Origin of the sequence: Novosphingobium resinovorum, assembly GCF_036352595.1 — a bacterium.
Taxonomy (GTDB): domain Bacteria; phylum Pseudomonadota; class Alphaproteobacteria; order Sphingomonadales; family Sphingomonadaceae; genus Novosphingobium; species Novosphingobium resinovorum_B.
The window spans coordinates 38,933-56,358 of record NZ_JAZFAX010000015.1; the positions used below are offsets into that span (position 1 = coordinate 38,933).

The following is a 17,426-nucleotide window of genomic DNA, read 5'->3' on the forward strand; positions in this document are numbered from 1 at the left end:
AGGGCGGCGCGGACACCGGCGTGGCGGGCGTGCCCGGTGTCGAAACGAGAAAGCAGGACGATGGCGCCGGCGGCTCCGGCGAACGGCAGTCCCAGCCCCAGTGCCAGCATGGCCCATTCGACGCCCGGCGTCTGGGCCTGTCCCGGGACATAGCCCAGCCAGCCCAGGGACCATCCGATCAGCGCCGCCGACCCCGCTCCGCTTGCCTTCACGGCAACGAGGTAGAAGGCGAAAAGCCCGGTCTCGAGCCGACGTCCATGGCGCAGCGCGACGAAATCGACCGCGTTGGCGAGGATGCCCCAGGGTAGCATGAACACCGATGCCAGGCCGAAGCCGATCAGGGCCGCGCAGGCGGTCAGCGCCTCGGGCTGATGGAGGCAGGCTGCGAACAGGGCAAGGCTTGCGGCGCTGACTGCGTAGCCCAGGACCAGGAGGCGGGTCTGGTCGACGCGCCCGGTCAGCGCAGTCCAGAACAGCACGCCTGCGAACTGGCCCAGCGACATCGCCAGCAGGATGGCGCGGACCAGTCCGGGCTGCTCGATCACGTAAGTGCAGATGTACAGGATCATCCGCCCGAACGTCGGCATGGCAAAGCCGGTGACGATGGCCAGCAGCCCCATGCCCAGCACCAAGGGGTCGCGCAGCGGAACGCGGATGCCGTCGCGCGCGGCGTCGTTGTCCGGGCGCGTGCTCGCGTTCGATGTCAGCGTGCAGGTCACCATGGTCACCACGAACAGGGCGGCGGCCACGGCGCCGGTCACTGCCAGCGCATCGAACGAACGGTCGCGTGCGGCCTGTTGCACCAGCGGGGTCAGGATCAGGGCGACGCACAAGGAACTGGCCGTGCTGAACAGCAGGCGATAGCCCGATACGCGGCCGCGCGTCGGGCTATCGCTGGTGATCCGTGCCATCATCGCGTTATGCGGCACGTCGATGACCGCATAGGCGCCGCGAAACGCCAGCATCGCGCCGGCCAGCAGCCAGCCCTGGCGCAAACCCGATGCCGGCATGGCATAGAGTATCGCGAAAGCCATCGCGCACGGTACTGTCCCTGCCGAGACCAGCCATCGATAGCCCTTGCCGCTGCGCCGCAACCGGATCACCAGCGCCGCCGCGACGAGGTCGAACACCAGGTCTCCGGCCAGAGCCACCAGCATCATCAGTCCCGCGGAGGTGGCGGACAGCCCAAGCAGGTCCGTCATCAGGAACAGGATCGTCACATCTGCCCCGGCAAAGACGAGCGCCTTGCCGAAGTTCCCGGAGGCATAGGCGAACAGGCGCGCCTCACGCGCCAGGATTGAGGGCCCGGCGCGGTCGCGAGAATGGCCGGGAAGATGGATGCTCATGCGTTCGCGCATCTAGCGGGCGACGATTGCACTTTTGCGACGCCGAGATATCCGGACGGGCTTGCCGGCGGTTCATCTGCCGATGGCGCTCACCGTGCGCGCCTACTCGCGCGGGCAGGTCTGCATCGTCTTTGCCGAGGCGTGGAAGTGGTTCTCGTTCTATGCGATGCAAGGCCCGCTGGTGCCTCACCGGCTACCTGTTCCAGCCCGTGCATGTCGGCTTGGTCGTCGGCATGGGGCGTATCACGCGGCTATGGAGGGCCGATTGTGCGCGAGGCCTGCATTGAACGCGGCCTGATGATCCGCGCGGCGCGCGAGAGCTTCGTCGTCAGTCCGCCGCTGGTGATGACGCTGGACGAGATTGATCGCATGGCCGCGAGTGAGCTTCGGAGTGGGATTGAGCAAGTCCGTTCTTTGAGCGTTACCTGCCAGTCCCGACATCCAGTGATTGCATCCGAAGCAAGATGGGACAATTTTCGCCGCCTAGCGCGCTGCTGCCCGTGCCTTGCGCACGGCGTCTCCGGACAGCGTCGGTCCGATCGGACGATAGGTAAAGCCCCATAGGTCGTGCATTTCCGGCCCCGGCGTCATGTGCGGGGCGGCGGCGCGGAAGGCGTCGACCGTCTTCGCCAGCGCGGGCGCGGTGATGGCGAACAGCGCCATGCGCTGGCGCGGGGCGGCGTCGGCGATCATCTGCACCGGTGCGGCGACGCCAAGCTGGTAACCGGTGAAGCCGGGCAGGGCGACCATGTCCGGCGCGTGGTGACGGGCATACCAGCGTTCCAGCGCATCCGTCTCGCCCGGCCCGGGGTTGGCCATGACGATGTGCAGCCACGAGTTGCTGCCGCCCGGCGTGGCCCAGTTGCGGCGCTGCGTGGCGCGGTACGTCACGTTCATGCCTCCGGTGCGGGCGATGGTGTCGCTCATCCGGGTGCGGCCGTTTGCTGCCCGGCGGTTCACCTCGGCGTAGACGGCGGCGAGGTCGCGCGTGGCGATCTCGTATACGACGAGGTAGCGCGGGCTGTCCGCCACATCGGGGCGCATCTGCGCGTCGCTGCGCACGTAGCGCTGGGCGTTCACGAAGCCGGGGATGGACACAACGTCGGGTGCGTGCTGCGTGTCGTACCAGCGGTTGAAGTCCTCCTCGCGGCCCGGTGCGGGATCGGTGAAGACGAGCGCGTAGTAGCGTTGCAACGGCGCCGGTCGCGCCTTGGCCGGCGTCGGCGGGAGCAGGCTCGCCGCGACCAGTGCGAGCAGCAGCGGGCGCCGCGCCAGGTTCGAGTGGTTCATGGGAAACTCCATGGCAGGCAGCCGGTGCGCGACCTTCTTTGAGGGCGCGCGCCGGCCGCAGGTTCATTCAGGGGGCTCGCCTCAGAAGCTGGCCGAAACCCGCACGCCGTAAGTGCGCGGCGGTTGCAGCGTAACCATGCGCGCGTCGGCCGGGTTGGTGGAGGGCCGGTAGAACGTGCCCGGACCCACGTTGCCGCTGCCCGTGCCGGTGCCGATGATCGCCTCGTTCGTGATGTTGTTGACGAAGGCGGAGACGCTGTAGCGATCCCCCGGCGCGTTCCACGTCAGCGAGGCGTTGAAGGTGGCGAAGGCATCGCGAAGGTCGCCGGGGCGCGAGTTCACAGGAGCGACCGGGCGCAGGTTGGCCTTCGATTCGAAGTGCATGTCGCCCGCCAGCACGAACTCGCTCGCGCCCACCGGGATGACCTGCTGCGCCTTCACCGTGCCCGACCAGTGCGGCAGGTTGATGCGCGGGTAGTCGGTCAGCCCGCCGAGCGTGCCGGTGGAGGAGACGGCGGTGGGATAGAGGTCGTACTTGCCGCGCGCGTAGAGCACGTCGAAGGTCAGCGTCGTGTTGCTCAGCGGCTGGGCGACGATGTTGGCTTCCGCCCCCTTCAGGTCACCATCGACGTTGACCGGATAGGCCGACTGGCCCGCCGGGTGCAGCGTCTGCAGCACGTTGACCTGCTGGTTCTTGTACTTCCAGTAGAACGCCTCGACGTTGAACTGCAGGCGGTTGTCGAGGAAGCGGTTCTTCGATCCGATCTGGAAGGCGGTCAGCTTCTCGGGCTTGTAGGTGTTGGGCGGCAGGGCCGGGGCGAAGCCGCCCGCCTTGAACCCGGTCGAGACGTTGGCGTAGAGCAGCGAGCGCTCGGCCGCGTCGAACTCCACGCCCGCCTTCCAGCTGACGTTGGTGAAGTGCAGCCGTCCCTCGTTGGGCACCTGGCAATAGCCGTTGGGGTAGTAGTTCCCGTAGGCCGTCGTGGCCCCTGACACGACCACCCCCGGCGAGGGGCAGGTGGTTGTCGTGAAAGTCCCGTCGAGCAGGCTGAAGCCGTCCTGCTTCTTGGTTTCCGAGGTATAGCGCACGCCGCCGGTCAGCCGCAGCCGGTCGAGCACCGAATAGGTCGCCTGCGCGAAGACGCCGACGCTCTCGTCGGTCAGGTTGGGGCTGGTGATGATCTGGAAGCCGTTGGGCTCGAAGGTCTGCTGGTTGGAATTGATGTGTTCGTAGAAGTAGATGCCGCCGACCAGCCACTTGAACGGGCCGTTGCCGTCCGAGGCGAGGCGCGCCTCGACCGAGTTCTGGTAGGTGCGGTTGCGCAGCGTGTAGGTGAGGCCGCCCGAATACGTGCGGGTGTCGGCGGCCGTGGTGACGTTGGCGGGCACCACGGTCAGCGTGCCGATGCCGGTGTGCCAGGTCAGCTCGCCCGCAAGGATGCGCTGGGTCAGGTGGACGAAGCCGTCGTCGCCGACCACCGACTGCGACTTGAAGGCGTCGTTGAAGGTCTGCCCGGCGCTGTCGCCCCAGGTCGGGCACAGCGCGGGGGTGCCGCAGCCGGCGGGGGCGAAGGCGTACCACGGGTTGCCCGGCACCGCCCATTCCTGCCCGGCCGTCTGGTAGCGCAGGACAGTACCGGGGCCGTGCGAGCGGTCGCGGTAGTAGTCGAGCCAGACGAGGGCGGAGAAGTCGCTGCCCGGTTCGAACAGCACGCTGAGGCGGCCGGCCTTGTTGTCGGCATCGTCGTAGCCGTTGCTGAGGTAGCCGTCGTGGAAGTTGGTCTGCCCGGCGGCGCGGACCGCGACGGTGTCTCCCAGCGGCACGTTTATCATCGCGTTGCTGCGGAAGGCATCGTAGTTGCCGACCTCGACCCCGGCCTTGCCCGAGAGGGTGAAGGTGGGCTTGTTGGGAATGAGGTTCACCGCGCCCACGGTCGCATTGCGGCCGTAGAGCGTGCCCTGCGGTCCCTTGAGCACTTCGACGCGGGCCAGGTCGTACATCGCCGAGGCAGCGGAGAAGGTGCGGCTGAGCGGCACTCCGCCGACGTTTAGGCCGACCACCGGGTCCGCGTACTGCGTCGATCCGCCGCCGCCGAGGCCGCGCAGCGAGATGTTGGCGTTGATGTTGGAGCGCGTGATGTCGAGCCCCGGCACGGAATCGAGCAGGGCCGAGGCGTTGGAGACGCCGCCGCGCTCCAGATCGTCGGCGCTGATGACCGAGATCGCGACGGCGCTGCGCTGCACGCTCGCTTCGCGCCGCTCGGCGGTGACGACGATGTCGGCGATGCCTTGGACGGTGTTGTCTTCCGCCTGCGCCTGCGCCGCAGGCGCGGCCAGGCTAGCGATGCATGTCGAGCATGCCAGAATCGTACGGATCATCTTCCCCTCCGGTTTTTATCTATGCCGGTGAGAATAGTGCTCTGTCCAAACCCTGATACGCGGCAGTTCGCATATCAGGCATACGGGTGCGCGGGCGCAGGTGCCCGAGGTGCCGGCCGCCATGCCTGAAATCCGCTGAAATCGGGTGGCAATTCGCGATGCATAGCGCTGCCGGTCATGACAGGAATCGCGTTCGACAGGGATCGATCGGCTCTCGCCCTCCCGCTGCTGGCCTCGGTGTTGCTGCTTCAGGCCTGCGGGCCTCACCAGGGGCTGCTGCATTCGCCGAACTCGCGGGCCGCGCAGGAACGCCGGGAGGAGAGGCAGCGACCGGCCCGGCCGGAGAAGGTGGGCGCGCCCAGGCCGAGCCGTACCGCGCTCGTCGCGGCGCAGGCGCGCAAGCTGTCGCAGGCCGAACCCTCGTCCGCGCTTGCGCGGCGCCTCGCGCAGGCTCCCGTCGTCGGGGTGGCGCCGGACCTGTCGGCGCTCGGCAGCGAGGAGCGCGAAGTGCTGCGGCTGCTGGTCAGGGCGTCGGCGCTGATGAACGAAGTCTACCTGCGACAACGTCATGCGCATAACGCCGACTTGCACAAGGCGCTGGAGGAGGACCGGTCCGCCGGCCATGCCGAACGGATCGCCCTGTTCGAGCGCGAGTTCGGCCCGTGGGACCACTTCGACGCGGACAGGCCGTTCGTCGGCACCGAGGCGATGCCGGCCGGCGCCGGGTTCTATCCCGAGGATCTGACGCGCGGCGAATTCGAGCGCTACCTTACCCTGCATCCACGGCAGAAGGCGGCGCTGCTCAGCCCCTACACGGTAGTGCGCCGGGATGGCGACAGATTGACGGCGGTGTCCTATTCGATCGCCTATCGCAAATGGCTGCGGCCCGCCGCCAAGCTGCTCGAGAAGGCGGCGAAGCACACGCAGGACCAACAACTCAGGCATTACCTGATGCTGCGCGCGGGCGCGCTGATGACGGATATCTACAGCTTCAGCGATGGCGCCTGGAGCAGGGTGCAGCACCCCCGGTTCCTGGTCGACATCGGACCCGCCGGCCGCGGCGACGATCACCTGATGGGGATCAAGGCCTCGCTGGGCGGCTTCGTAGCCGTCGCCGGCGATGACGGCAAGGCGCAGGCCGCCGGCGGCGCATGCGCAGGCGGGCAGGCGATCGCGGGGGAACTCGTCCACGCGGCGGGGGCGGATGCGACCGGCATCCGGGCCGCGCATGCGCTGAACATGGCGGGAGCGAAGCCGGCGGCCTCCACCATCGCGGTGGTGTGCCTGGACAATGTCGCGGCGCTTCGCACGGAACGGCTAATGCGCCCGGTGGCGCAGGCCGTCCTGGTCGCGCGGCAGGCAGGCAGCCTGGCCCCCGGCGTCGTCGAGCAACTGGCCTCCATGCGCGAACTCGAACGGTCGGCGCTGCCGCCGGCGGCAGGGGATGCGGCGCTGCCGGCCGAACTCCGCGCCGATATCGACGCGGCGGCGCGCGTGCTGGAAATGCAGCGGGCTTCCGGCGGCGAGGCGGCCGATGCCACGCCGCTGCTCGCCGCTTATGTGGTGAGCCTGTTCCAGGCGATGCGGGAGGGCGGGCAGGCGCCAGGCGCACGGGCGGCGCTTGTGCAGTACACGTACCTGCGCCAGTCCGGCGGCGGCCTCGGCTACGATGCGGCGAGCGGCAGGTTCGTGATCGATCCCGCCGCGATGGGTGCCGCGCTGGCGCGCGCGCGGGCACGGCTCGCCGAAGGTTCCGCGGGCCTGGGGCAGCCGTCCGATCCCGCGCTCGACGGCGAGGGGGCGCGCGCGTTGTCGGCGATGGCGGACCTGCCGCGCGATCTCGCGTTCCAGTATCCGGCACCGAACTGACCGGCTTGCCGCACAACCGTTGCCGAAGCGAAAGACCCCGGGGCATGCCGGTCCTGCCCTTGGGGAATTGCGTGCCGTTTGCGGCGGTGATTTTCCGGTAATGCATCCCGCCCCGCAAAAGTATGACAATGTATCAGGCCGGGCGTCATTTCGGGGTTGTTGCATTCCTGTCGCGACCCGCGCTGCAGAAGTGTCGTAATATTGACGAAAGACGTCCGGCGTCGCGGTAATATCTCCGCGCGGCCCGATGGCGGCGTGCCGGGTGAAATCTCATCCATAAGGACGCGGCATAACCAGCGGGAATGCCGAACGACCCTATCCCAGCAACAACCGCGCATGGACGCATTCTCGTCGTCGATCACGACGGCGACGCGCGTTCATCCCTGATCGCATTCCTTGCAGGCCATGGCTACGATGCCGTCGGGGTCGACAACCTCGCGGCGATGCATGGCAGGCTCGACCTGACGCGCTTCGACCTCGTCGTCCTCGATATCGCGATGTCGCCGACCGATGGGCTCGAGGCCCTGCGCCGGCTGGTTCCGGTCGGGCCGCCGGTGGTCGTCTACTCCGCGTTCAGCACCAGCATCGACCGCATCATCAGCCTCGAGATCGGCGCCGACGACTGCATCGTCAAGCCGTGCGACATGCGCGAGATGCTGGCACGGCTGCGCATGGTGCTGCGCCGGCGCGCCGCCAGCCCGAGCCTGCGGCGCGCGCCCCTGGCAACCGCCCGCATCGCCGAGGAGACCTCGGGCAACAGCCTGCATTTCGCCGGATGGCGCATGGACCTGGGCTTCGGCCTCCTGTTCGATCCCGCCAACGACCTGGTCGCCCTGTCGCCGGGCGAATACAGCCTCCTGCGCGCCTTCGCGGAGCACCCGCGCGCGGTGCTGTCGCGTGAGCAGCTCATGGAACTGGCGCATGTCGAGGATCCGGCCTCCGACGATCGCACGATCGACGTGCGGCTGTTCCGCCTGCGCCGCAAGCTGCAGCCGAAAGGCTCGGTCGAACTGATCCGCACCGTGAGGAACGAAGGCTACCTGTTCATGCCGAGCGTATGGGCGGAGCAGAGCGAGTGTCCGCCCGCCCCGGTGCAGGCCGACCGCCACAGGCACCCCGGCTGAGCGCTCCGGCGCGCCTCCCTTCACGAACGACCCAACGGGCATCGCGGACCCTGACCCGCCGCGGCGCTTGCCGCGTGCCATCCGAACTTACTGAAACGGGACTCTTGCAAATGCGTACTCTGCACCTTTCCACCAGCATCGGCGCCCTGTCGCTCACCCTTGCCGCCCAGCCCGCCTTCGCGGACACCACCGTGTCCAAGAGCACGACGACGGCGCTGTCCACGGCGGACGCCGGGAACGTCAAGGTGACGACCGACGGCACCATCGCGGTCGACAGCGGCGACGCGATCACGGTCAACAGCGATTCGACTGTGACGATGAACGGCGCGCTGGAGGTCGGCGATGCGGACGGCGCCACCGGCATCTACGTGGCGTCGGGCACGAACTCTACGGTATCGATCGGCGAGGACGCCACGATCGAGGTTCTGGAAGACTACACGATTGACGACGACGACAACATCGTCACGACCGGCATCGCCTCCGCCAGCAACCGCTACGGCGTCTACGTCGCGGGCGATGCCTCGGGAACGATCCTGAACGAAGGCACGATCACCGTCGAGGGACAGGACTCCGGCGGCATCGTCGTGGCCGGCGACTGGACCGGCGACATCACCAATACCGGCACGATCAAAGTCATCGGCGACAATGCGGTGGGCATTTCCACCCAGGGCGTGGATGGCGACCTGACGGTGGAAGGCAGCGTCTCGGTCGTCGGCAACAACTCCACGGCCGTGAGCGTGGCCGGGGACGTGACTGGCGCCGTCACGATCCAGGGTAGCGTCACCAAGGGTTATTCCTATACCGACGACGACGGCAACACCGAGGTGCTGTCGCGTGCCGCGCTGCGTACCGGCACTGCCGCCGTATCGATCACCGGCAACGTCGACGGCGGCATCTATGTCGCCGCGGCGCCTTCCGACGATGACGACAACGATGATGACGAGGACAACGACGGCGTCGACGATTCCGACGAAGGCACCGGCGTCATCACAAACTACGGCAACGGGCCCGCGATCCAGGTCGGCGGGACCGAGGACATCACGATCGGTGCGGTAGCCGCCAACGTCGGCACTTATTCGATCGCCATCGAAGGCTCGGTGACGTCCAACTCCTATTACAGCAACACCAACGCCTACGGCCTGGTCATCGGCGGCGAGGGCGGCAACGTGACGCTGACCGACGGCATCGGCGTTTCCGGTACCCTGAACGCGACGTCCTACGATTCGACCGCCATCGCGCTGCTCATCAACGAGGGCAGCACCGTGACCACGCTCTACAACAGCGGTACGATCAGCGCGGCGCTGAGTTCCGGGGGAGAGGGGACCACGATCGCGATCCAGGATCTCTCGGGCACGCTGACGAACATCGTCAACACCGGCTTCATCACCGCCGGTGGCACGACCACCGACACCCGCGTCGCGCTGGACCTGTCCGCGAACACCACCGGCGTCACCATCACCCAGTACCTCAACGACGACGATGCCGAGACCCGGGCGGACTACGAAGAGGAATACGACGAGGAGGACACCACCGACTACGCGACGATCGTCGGCGACATCCTGCTGGGATCGGGCAACGACACGATCACCTCCTCGACCGGCCTCATCGACGGCGACACCTATTTCGGCGCCGGCGACGACACGCTCGCGCTCTCCGATGATGCCGAATACGATGGCGACATCTACTGGGGCACCGGCACCGCGACCGCGACGCTCTCGGGCGAGTCGCTCTATTCGGGCACCATGGACTTCGCCGGGGAGACCGGCACCGTCACGATCAACGACACCGCGACGTATTCCGGCCAGCTGACGAATGCCGACAACGTGTCGATGGTCATCAACGGCGGCACCTACATTCCGGACGAGGCGACGACGGTGAGCTTCGGCAGCCTCTACGTGGGCTCCAGCGGCACCATCGGCGTCTACGTCGACGGGGACGAAAGCTCGACGATCTCGGTCGCTTCCGCCACGCTCGAGGACGGCGCCAGCGTCAGCGCGACGTTCGACAGCCTCGCCACGGCGGAAGGCTCCTATACGGTGCTGACATCGGACGACCTGACGATCGAAGGATCGCTCAATTCCTCGGCGGCGACCCCGTACATCTATAATGGCGCGGTATCGTCGGACGACAGCAACATCTACCTGACGGTGACCCGCAAGACGACCGACGAACTGGGCCTCACCAAGTCGCAGGCATCCGCCTGGGACGCGATCTACGCCACGGCGCAGAACGACGACGACATCACCGACAGCTTCCTCGACATCGCGGACGGCGCCTCGCTGCGCACGCAGGTCAGCGCCCTGCTGCCCGATCATGCCGGCGGCGTCTTCAAGGCGGTGACCATGGCCGATCGCCTGGCCGCGCGGCACCTGAGCGACGAGACCTCGATGTACGACATCTCCGACATCGACGGATGGCTGGAGCCGGTCTATTTCCGTTCGAGCAAGGAGGCCTCGGGCACCGCAAGCTACAAGGTCAGCGGCTGGGGCCTGTCCGCCGGTGTCGAGCGGCACACCGACCTCGGCTACTTCGGCGTCTCCTATGCCTGGATTCAAAGCTCGGTGAAGGACAACGGCGGCACCGGCAACCTCGATATCGGGCAGCACGACTTCGGCGCCTTCTGGCGGACCACCAAGGGGCCGCTGATGGCCTACGCCCGCCTCGGCGCGTCGCGCATCTCGATCGATTCCACCCGTACCTACACCGGCACGATCGACGATACGGACTTTACCTATGACGCGGACGGCAACTGGAACGGCTGGCTCTTTTCCGGCCTGCTGGGAGCCTCCTACAAGTACGACGTTTCGCGCCGCTTCAGCGTGAAGCCCAAGTTTGAGATCGAGCAGATGTGGCTGAAGGAAAGCGGCTACGAGGAAAGCGCCGACAGCGATGCCATGGCGCTCACGGTCGCCAGCCGCACCAGCAAGCAGCTCAGCGCCACGCCTACGGTGACTGCCGCCTATTCGCTCGGCACCCCTTCGGTGGACTGGAAGCCGCTGACCTTCACGCTCGAGGCCGGGCGCAGGCAGACCCTGAGCGGCAGCCTGGGCAGCACCACCGCCTACTTCAACGGCGGCGACAGCTACGACGCCGGTGACGCCTTCACCATCGCCGGCGAAAGCGTGAAGAGCGCCTGGATCGGCGAAGTCGGCATGCTTGCGGGCGGCTACGACTTCACCTGGAAGATCTCGACCCGGATGGAGCGCACCGCCGACAGCACGGACTTGTCCGCACGCGCCTCGCTGAGCGTCGCGTTCTGATCGCAGCCTTGCGAAGGCCCCCGCCGTCGCTCACGCGCACGGCCCGGATACCGGGAGGCGGCCGCGATCCACGCGGCCGCCTCGCCTGTTTTGCGGGGACATTGACTCTATGCGATCGCACTCCTACCGGCACAAAAGCGAGTGCGTCGCAATAGCGTGAACATCACGCAAAGGTCAGGGTCAAATTCAATGCAACTTCGTCGTTTCCGCCGTGCCCATGCGTGCCTGCAGGGCGTGTCAGCGCTGGCGCTGGCTGTCGGTGCTCCGGGCGCCGCGCTGGCGCAGGCCGCAGACAGCGAACCGGGCAAGGGTGACGACGCCATCATCGTCACCGGCTCGTATACCACCGACGACAAGCTCGGTTCGGCGACCGGCCTGCCGCTGAGCCTGCAGGAAACGCCGCAGTCGGTCACGGTGATGACCGCGCAGCGCCTGGAGGACCAGGGCATCCGTACCCTGTCCGACGTCATCAACAACGCCGCCGGCGTATCCTCGCGCGCGCTCGACAATGCCCGCAATGGCTTCTCCGCGCGCGGCTTCGACATCGACAACTACCTGGTCGACGGCGTGCCCGTGCAGTACGAAACCGCCTATAGCGCGGGCGAGACGCTGCTCGACGTCGCGCTTTACGAACGGGTGGAGATCGTGCGCGGTGCCACCGGCATGATGACCGGCGCGGGCAATCCTGCCGCCTCGATCAACCTCATCCGCAAGCATGCCGACGCGCAGGATCTGACCGGCTCGATCACCGCCACGGCAAGCCGCTGGAACACCTACTCGGTGACGGCCGAAGTCGGCACCCCGGTAACCTCGGACGGCACCATCCGCGTGCGCGGCGTCGCCAAGTACGAGGAGGGCGACAGCTTCACAGACGTGCTGCACAACAAGAAGCTGGTGCTCTACGGCGTCGTCGATGCCGATCTCACGCCCGACACCCATGTCAGCGCGGGGATCAGCTATCAGAACAACGACCCGCGCGGCACCCAGTGGGGCGGCCTGCCGGTATGGTATTCGGACGGCACCCGCACCGACTGGTCGCGTTCGACGACGATCGGCGCGGACTGGACGACGTGGAAGTCCACGAACCAGACGATGTTTGCCCGCCTCCAGCAGGATCTCGGCGCCGACTGGCAGGTGACGGTCTACGGCAACCGCACGCTCAACAAGAGCGACATGAAGCTGCTCTACCTTTCGGGCACGGTGGACAAGGAAACCGGTGAGGGCCTGAACGCCTTCGCCGCCAACTACGAAGGCCGCGCCGCACAGAACGACGTGGGCGTGCGCGTCACCGGCAAGTACCAGCTGTTCGGGCGCGAGCACGACCTGATCGCCGGCGCCAGCTTCGCCTCGCAGGACTTCGCGTTCTACAGCCGCAGCGCGCTCGATACCGAGGCGCCGGGCAATTTCTTCGAGTGGGACGGCTCCTATGCCGAACCGACCTGGGGCACGCGCAGCCAGGTGGTGGATACCCGCACCAAGCAGTGGGGCTACTACGCCGCCACGCGCCTGTCGCTGGCCGATCCCCTCAAGGTCATCGTCGGCGGCCGCCTCGCCTCGTGGGAGCGCAGCGGCACCTCGTACGGCAGCGCGGCCGACTATGGCGACAAGAACCGCTTTCTGCCCTACGCGGGCGTGCTGTTCGACGTGACGCCGAACCACACGATCTATGCCAGCTACACCAAGATCTTCACGCCGCAGAACTATCAAGACGTGGACGGCAACTTCCTTCCCGCCGTCACCGGCTCCAACTACGAGGGCGGCCTCAAGAGCACCTTCTTCGGCGGCAGGCTGAACACGGCGATCTCGGTGTTCCGCATCGAGCAGGACAACCTGGGCCAGTACGCGGGCATTGATGCGGACACGCTGATGACCTACTACCGCGCCGCCAAGGGGGCGCACAGCACCGGCTTCGAAATCGAGGCCAACGGCGAGATCCTGCCCGGCTGGCAGGTCTCCACCAACTATACCGAGTTCAAGGCCAAGGACTCCAGCGGTGCGCGCGTGAACTCGCTCTATCCGCAGAAGCTGCTGCGCCTGTTCACGACTTATGCGCTGACGGGCAACCTCGACGGCCTGACTGTGGGCGGCGGCGTCAACTGGGAGGGGCTGAGCTACACCGACACGACCAATGCGGTCACCGGCGTGGCCGAGCGGCTGAAGGTCAAGCCCTACGCTCTGGTGAACCTGATGACGCGTTACCAGTTGCAGAACGGCCTGTCGGCGCAGGTCAACGTCGAGAACCTGTTCGACAAGAAGTACTATTCGCAGATCGGCTTCTACAACCAGTTGGCCTACGGCGAGCCGCGCAATGTCACGCTGACGCTGCGCTACCAGTTTTGACCTGACCGATCGATGCCCCGGAGACGCTGGCGTGCTCCGGGGCACATCCCATGCCCGCCCGTTCGCGGGCCAACGTCGCTCTCCCTTCCCGACCTTCCCTTGCGGCGCGCCTGCGACGGCGCGAACCCAAATGATGGATGGGCATGATCCCTGGTTTTGGATTCGACACGCGGCGCGGCCGGATGCGAAGACGCGACAAAGCGTAAAACCATAGAGAGAGGCGAGAACCTGATGGCCGTGCATTCGTGGACGAAGTGGGAGCGGTCGCGGGGGCGCTGCGGGCAAGGATGGACCGGCCTGTGACACCGCGCGGTTCCATTTCGGCGATGACCGGCATTTCGCTGCTCCTGCCGATCACCCTGACCACCATGGCCATCGTCCTGCTGACGCCGATCGTCCCGGACATGATGGTGCAGTTCTCGGGCGTTCCCGATCACGAGTACTGGGTGCCGATGATCCTGACGCTGCCGTCGCTCTGCGTGGCGCTGCTCTGTCCGGTCGCGGGGATGCTGGGCGACTACTTCGGACGGCGGCGGCTGCTGCTGTTCTCGTTCCTGCTCTACGCGGTCGTCGGCGTCGCTCCGCTGTTCCTCAGCGATCTCACGCACATCCTGATCTCGCGCATCGGCGTCGGCATTGCCGAAGCGCTGATCTACGTCCTTTCGACGACGATGATCGGCGACTACTACCGCGGTGCCGCGCGCGACCGATGGCTGGCGGCGCAGACCGCCTTCGCCTCGATGTCGGCGCTGCTGTTCTTCAACCTGGGCGGCGTGCTGGGCGAGGGCGGCTGGCGGACGCCGTTCTGGGCCTATGCCTCGGCGCTGGTGATGTTTGCGCTCGTGTGGAAGTTCACCTGGGAGCCTTCGCGGCGCGCGCCCGAGGAGGAGGCCGTTTCCGCGCCGCATGCGCTGTCCTGGGCGGGCTTCCCCTGGGCGAAGATCGCAATGATCGTGGTCGTCACCCTTTACGGTTCGATCTTCTTCTATACCGTGCAGATCCAGGCGCCCAGCGGGCTTGCCGAACTGGGCCTGACCAGCCCGGCGGAGCGCGGCTTCCTGACATCCATCGCCTCGATCGGCGTGCCCCTGGGCACGTTCCTCTATTCGCGGTTGGGATCGCGGTGGCCGGTCGGGCGGTTGCTGCTGCTGGAGTTCGCGCTACTTTCGCTCGGCTTCATGCTGATGGCGCGGGCGGGCAGCGTTCCTGGGTTCCTGGCCGGCTGCTTCGTCAACCAGCTCGGTGCCGGGCTGCTGCTGCCGACGCTGCTGGTCTGGTCGATGTCGATCCTGTCGTTTGAGAACCGGGGACGCGGCACCGGCTTCTGGCAGTCGGCCTTCGCGCTGGGGCAGTTCCTGTCTCCGGTGGTGGTGACGTACGCCAGCCAGCGCAGCGGCGGCTTGCTGGGGGCGTTCATGATGCTTTCGATCGGCGCGGCGGGGGGCGTGATCCTGGCCCTGGTCGCCGCGCTGGCGGTGCGCGGCCGCAAGCTGGAGGCCGCCAGTGCCTGATCGGCTCAAGGGCCGCATCGCGGTCGTCACCGGCGCGGCCAACGGCATCGGCGAGGGCTGCGCGGCGATGTTCCGCGAGCAGGGCGCGCATGTCATCGGCGTCGACCTCGCCGGTACGGACGAGAGCTGCGACCTTACGGACGAGGCAGCGACGCAGGCGCTCTTCGCCGCGATCGGCGCCCGGCATGGCCGGATCGACGTGCTGGTCAATGCCGCCGCCTTCGCCGTCTTCGCGTGGCTCGAGGAGATGTCCTATGCCGACTGGAAGCGCACGCTGACGGGGGAACTGGACATCGTCTATCTCGCCACGCGGGCGGCCTGGCCCTGGCTCAGGGCGAGCGGATCGGCGAGCATCGTGAACTTTGCCTCGGCCAATGCCCGGCACGCGCTGGAGGGATCGCCGGCGCTGGCGCATTGCGCGGGCAAAGGCGGGGTCCAGGCGATGACCCGGCAACTGGCGATGGAGGGCGCGCCGCACGGGATCCGCGCCAACACGATCGCGCCGGGCTTCATCCGCACCGCCGCCACCGCGCGCCATCTGGCGGACGATCCAGCTTTCGAGGCGCAGGTTCTGGCGAAGAACATGCTCAAGCGCCTGGGCGAGCCCGAGGACATCGCCTGGTGCGCGACCTGGCTGGCGAGCCATGAGGCCCGCTACGTCACCGGCGCCGACATCCCGATCGACGCGGGCGCGACGGCATGGTGAGAGCGGCCTGATGAGATGAGACCGGCGCGGTGAGATGAGACCGGCAGGACCATCGACCGACGATGTCGGTCGCTGCCCTGCCGGTCCCGGCTCGGTCAGTTGTCGTCGTAGGAGGAATCGACCTGCTCGGGCTTGCGCTCGTCGAGCGGTGCGCCGTCGTGGAGATAGGCGGGCGCCTCGATCAGGATGAAGGCGATGCGGCAGGGCTCGTCGGTGATGTTGCGCCACAGATGGTTGGTGCCGCGCTGGACGATGATGCCGCCTTCGCGCACCGTCAGCTTGTGGCCGTCCTCCAGTTCCAGCTCGATCTCGCCTTTCAGGACGATGCCGTAGTCGATCGAGTTGGTGCGGTGCATCGGGCTTTGCGCGCGGGGAAGCATGTCGACGATGCGGATCACCGAGCCGCCGTTGAGGGTGGTGCCGGTGGGCCGTTCGCGGCCTTCGGTCTCGTCGTTGTTGTCGGCGGGGACGGTGGCGGTGGTCCAGATCGTCAGCATCGCCGCATCGCCCGAAGGTATCAGTCGCGGTGCGCTCACGTCTTCGGAGCGGAACACCGCCCGGCCGTTTCCGTCATGACCGGTGACGACGCGCTGGATACCGGGCAGGCCGGAATCGGAAACGACTGCATTCATGCTTTCACCACCTTCTGCTCGATGACGCCGAACGGCGCGCTGCCGTCGGCCAGGGTGCCCTGCATGCGCACGGTATCGCCGAAGCGCATGAATTCGGTCCGGGGTTCGCCGAGATCGACCAGTTCGATGCCGCGCCGTTCGGCGATGCAGGAGGAGCCGATCTCGCGGTAGTTGGCGTTGGAGACGGTGCCCGATCCGATCACCGTGCCCGCCACCAGATCGCGCGTGGCGCAGGCGTGGGCGACGAGTTCATGGAAGCCGTGGCCCATCGGCTCGCCGTTGGCGGCGCCGAAGCGCCTGCCGTTCCAGTCGACCAGCAGGTCCGCGCAGACCCGGCCTTCGCGCCACTGGTTGCCGATCTCGTCCGGCGTCACCGCGAAGGGGGCCATCGAGCAGGGCGGCTTGGCCTGGACCCAGCCGAAGCCGGTCTTCATCTCCGGCCCGGCCAGCTTGCGCAGCGACCAGTCGTTGATCTGCACGATCAGGCGGATATGCCCAAGGCAGTCCTGCGCGGACGTGCCCATCGGCACCGCATCGACGATCACGCCGAACTCGCCCTCGAAGTCGATGCCGAAGTCTTCGGCGGGGAAGCGGACATCCTCGGCGGGGCCGTAGAACCTGTCGGAAGTTCCCTGGTACATCAGCGGCTTGCCGGTCTTCACCGGAACCACGCCGAGGGCCTTGTCCATCAGTTCGCCATGGCAGGCGAAGGCCGAACCGTCGAGCCACTGCCAAGCGCGGGGCAGGGGGGCACGCAGGGTGGGGGGATCCAGCGGCTCGGCGAACGAGGATATCGCCCGCAATTGCGGCTGCGCGATCTCCCAGTCCTCGAGCGCTTCCTGCAGGGTGCGGAAAGGTGCGGCGGCGTAATGGCCGCCATCGGCCGATACGACGACGAGGCGTCCGTCGCGCGTTCCGTCGTCGAGGGTTGCGAGGCGCATGGTCGGCTATTCTCCCGGATAAGCTGGT

General features: G+C 67.3%; 10 protein-coding genes and 1 pseudogene. 6 read left to right on the top strand and 5 right to left on the bottom strand.

Annotated features, from left to right (window positions below; all coding sequences use genetic code 11):
* Window positions 1-50: 50 nt before the first annotated feature.
* The 3 genes and pseudogenes from V2S85_RS15105 to V2S85_RS15115 form a co-directional block, all read right to left on the bottom strand.
* Window positions 51-1,358, bottom strand: a pseudogene (locus V2S85_RS15105) (MFS transporter); the annotation flags it as partial.
* A gap of 471 nt (window positions 1,359-1,829) precedes the next feature.
* Window positions 1,830-2,636, bottom strand: coding sequence for a hypothetical protein (locus V2S85_RS15110; protein ID WP_330703670.1), 807 nt, complete (start codon window positions 2,634-2,636; stop codon window positions 1,830-1,832).
* 81 nt (window positions 2,637-2,717) lie between these two features.
* Complete coding sequence (locus V2S85_RS15115; protein WP_330703671.1) at window positions 2,718-5,015, bottom strand: TonB-dependent receptor; 2,298 nt, start codon at window positions 5,013-5,015, stop codon at window positions 2,718-2,720.
* A 177-nt stretch (window positions 5,016-5,192) separates the two neighbouring features.
* On the opposite strand from V2S85_RS15115, the gene V2S85_RS15120 reads away from it, so the two are divergent.
* The 6 genes from V2S85_RS15120 (at window position 5,193) to V2S85_RS15145 (ending at window position 15,825) form a co-directional block, all read left to right on the top strand.
* Window positions 5,193-6,884, top strand: coding sequence for a hypothetical protein (locus tag V2S85_RS15120; RefSeq protein WP_330703672.1), 1,692 nt, complete (start codon window positions 5,193-5,195; stop codon window positions 6,882-6,884).
* A 302-nt stretch (window positions 6,885-7,186) separates the two neighbouring features.
* The gene (locus tag V2S85_RS15125; RefSeq protein ID WP_330703673.1) at window positions 7,187-8,008 is read left to right on the top strand and encodes a response regulator transcription factor; all 822 of its coding nucleotides are present in this window, start codon (window positions 7,187-7,189) and stop codon (window positions 8,006-8,008) included.
* A gap of 110 nt (window positions 8,009-8,118) precedes the next feature.
* Window positions 8,119-11,268, top strand: a complete 3,150-nt coding sequence (locus tag V2S85_RS15130) for an autotransporter outer membrane beta-barrel domain-containing protein (RefSeq protein ID WP_330703674.1) — start codon at window positions 8,119-8,121, stop codon at window positions 11,266-11,268.
* Between the two features lie 189 nt (window positions 11,269-11,457).
* Entirely contained in the window at window positions 11,458-13,608 is a 2,151-nt protein-coding gene (locus tag V2S85_RS15135) for a TonB-dependent siderophore receptor (protein WP_330703675.1), read from the top strand.
* A gap of 245 nt (window positions 13,609-13,853) precedes the next feature.
* Window positions 13,854-15,119 carry an MFS transporter gene (locus V2S85_RS15140; RefSeq protein ID WP_330703676.1) on the top strand — a complete coding sequence of 422 codons (1,266 nt, stop codon included), beginning with the start codon at window positions 13,854-13,856 and terminating at the stop codon, window positions 15,117-15,119.
* Window positions 15,112-15,825 carry an SDR family NAD(P)-dependent oxidoreductase gene (locus tag V2S85_RS15145; RefSeq protein ID WP_330703677.1) on the top strand — a complete coding sequence of 238 codons (714 nt, stop codon included), beginning with the start codon at window positions 15,112-15,114 and terminating at the stop codon, window positions 15,823-15,825. The genes V2S85_RS15140 and V2S85_RS15145 overlap by 8 nt, the downstream gene beginning before the upstream one ends.
* A gap of 95 nt (window positions 15,826-15,920) precedes the next feature.
* On the opposite strand, the gene V2S85_RS15150 is transcribed toward V2S85_RS15145, so the two are convergent.
* Window positions 15,921-16,457 carry a cupin domain-containing protein gene (locus V2S85_RS15150; protein ID WP_330703678.1) on the bottom strand — a complete coding sequence of 179 codons (537 nt, stop codon included), beginning with the start codon at window positions 16,455-16,457 and terminating at the stop codon, window positions 15,921-15,923.
* The gene (locus tag V2S85_RS15155) at window positions 16,454-17,398 is read right to left on the bottom strand and encodes a fumarylacetoacetate hydrolase family protein (RefSeq protein WP_330703679.1); all 945 of its coding nucleotides are present in this window, start codon (window positions 17,396-17,398) and stop codon (window positions 16,454-16,456) included. Before V2S85_RS15155 ends, V2S85_RS15150 begins: the two co-directional genes overlap by 4 nt.
* Window positions 17,399-17,426 lie beyond the last annotated feature (28 nt).

What these genes read in the sequence shown, in the direction of transcription:
- V2S85_RS15110 (WP_330703670.1), bottom strand. Translation starts at nt 2,636, where the DNA reads ATGAACCACTCGAACCTGGCGCGGCGCCCGCTGCTGCTCGCACTGGTC.
- V2S85_RS15120 (WP_330703672.1), top strand. Translation starts at nt 5,193, where the DNA reads ATGACAGGAATCGCGTTCGACAGGGATCGATCGGCTCTCGCCCTCCCG.
- V2S85_RS15130 (WP_330703674.1), top strand. Translation starts at nt 8,119, where the DNA reads ATGCGTACTCTGCACCTTTCCACCAGCATCGGCGCCCTGTCGCTCACC.
- V2S85_RS15115 (WP_330703671.1), bottom strand. Translation starts at nt 5,015, where the DNA reads ATGATCCGTACGATTCTGGCATGCTCGACATGCATCGCTAGCCTGGCC.
- V2S85_RS15150 (WP_330703678.1), bottom strand. Translation starts at nt 16,457, where the DNA reads ATGAATGCAGTCGTTTCCGATTCCGGCCTGCCCGGTATCCAGCGCGTC.
- V2S85_RS15155 (WP_330703679.1), bottom strand. Translation starts at nt 17,398, where the DNA reads ATGCGCCTCGCAACCCTCGACGACGGAACGCGCGACGGACGCCTCGTC.
- V2S85_RS15125 (WP_330703673.1), top strand. Translation starts at nt 7,187, where the DNA reads ATGCCGAACGACCCTATCCCAGCAACAACCGCGCATGGACGCATTCTC.
- V2S85_RS15135 (WP_330703675.1), top strand. Translation starts at nt 11,458, where the DNA reads ATGCAACTTCGTCGTTTCCGCCGTGCCCATGCGTGCCTGCAGGGCGTG.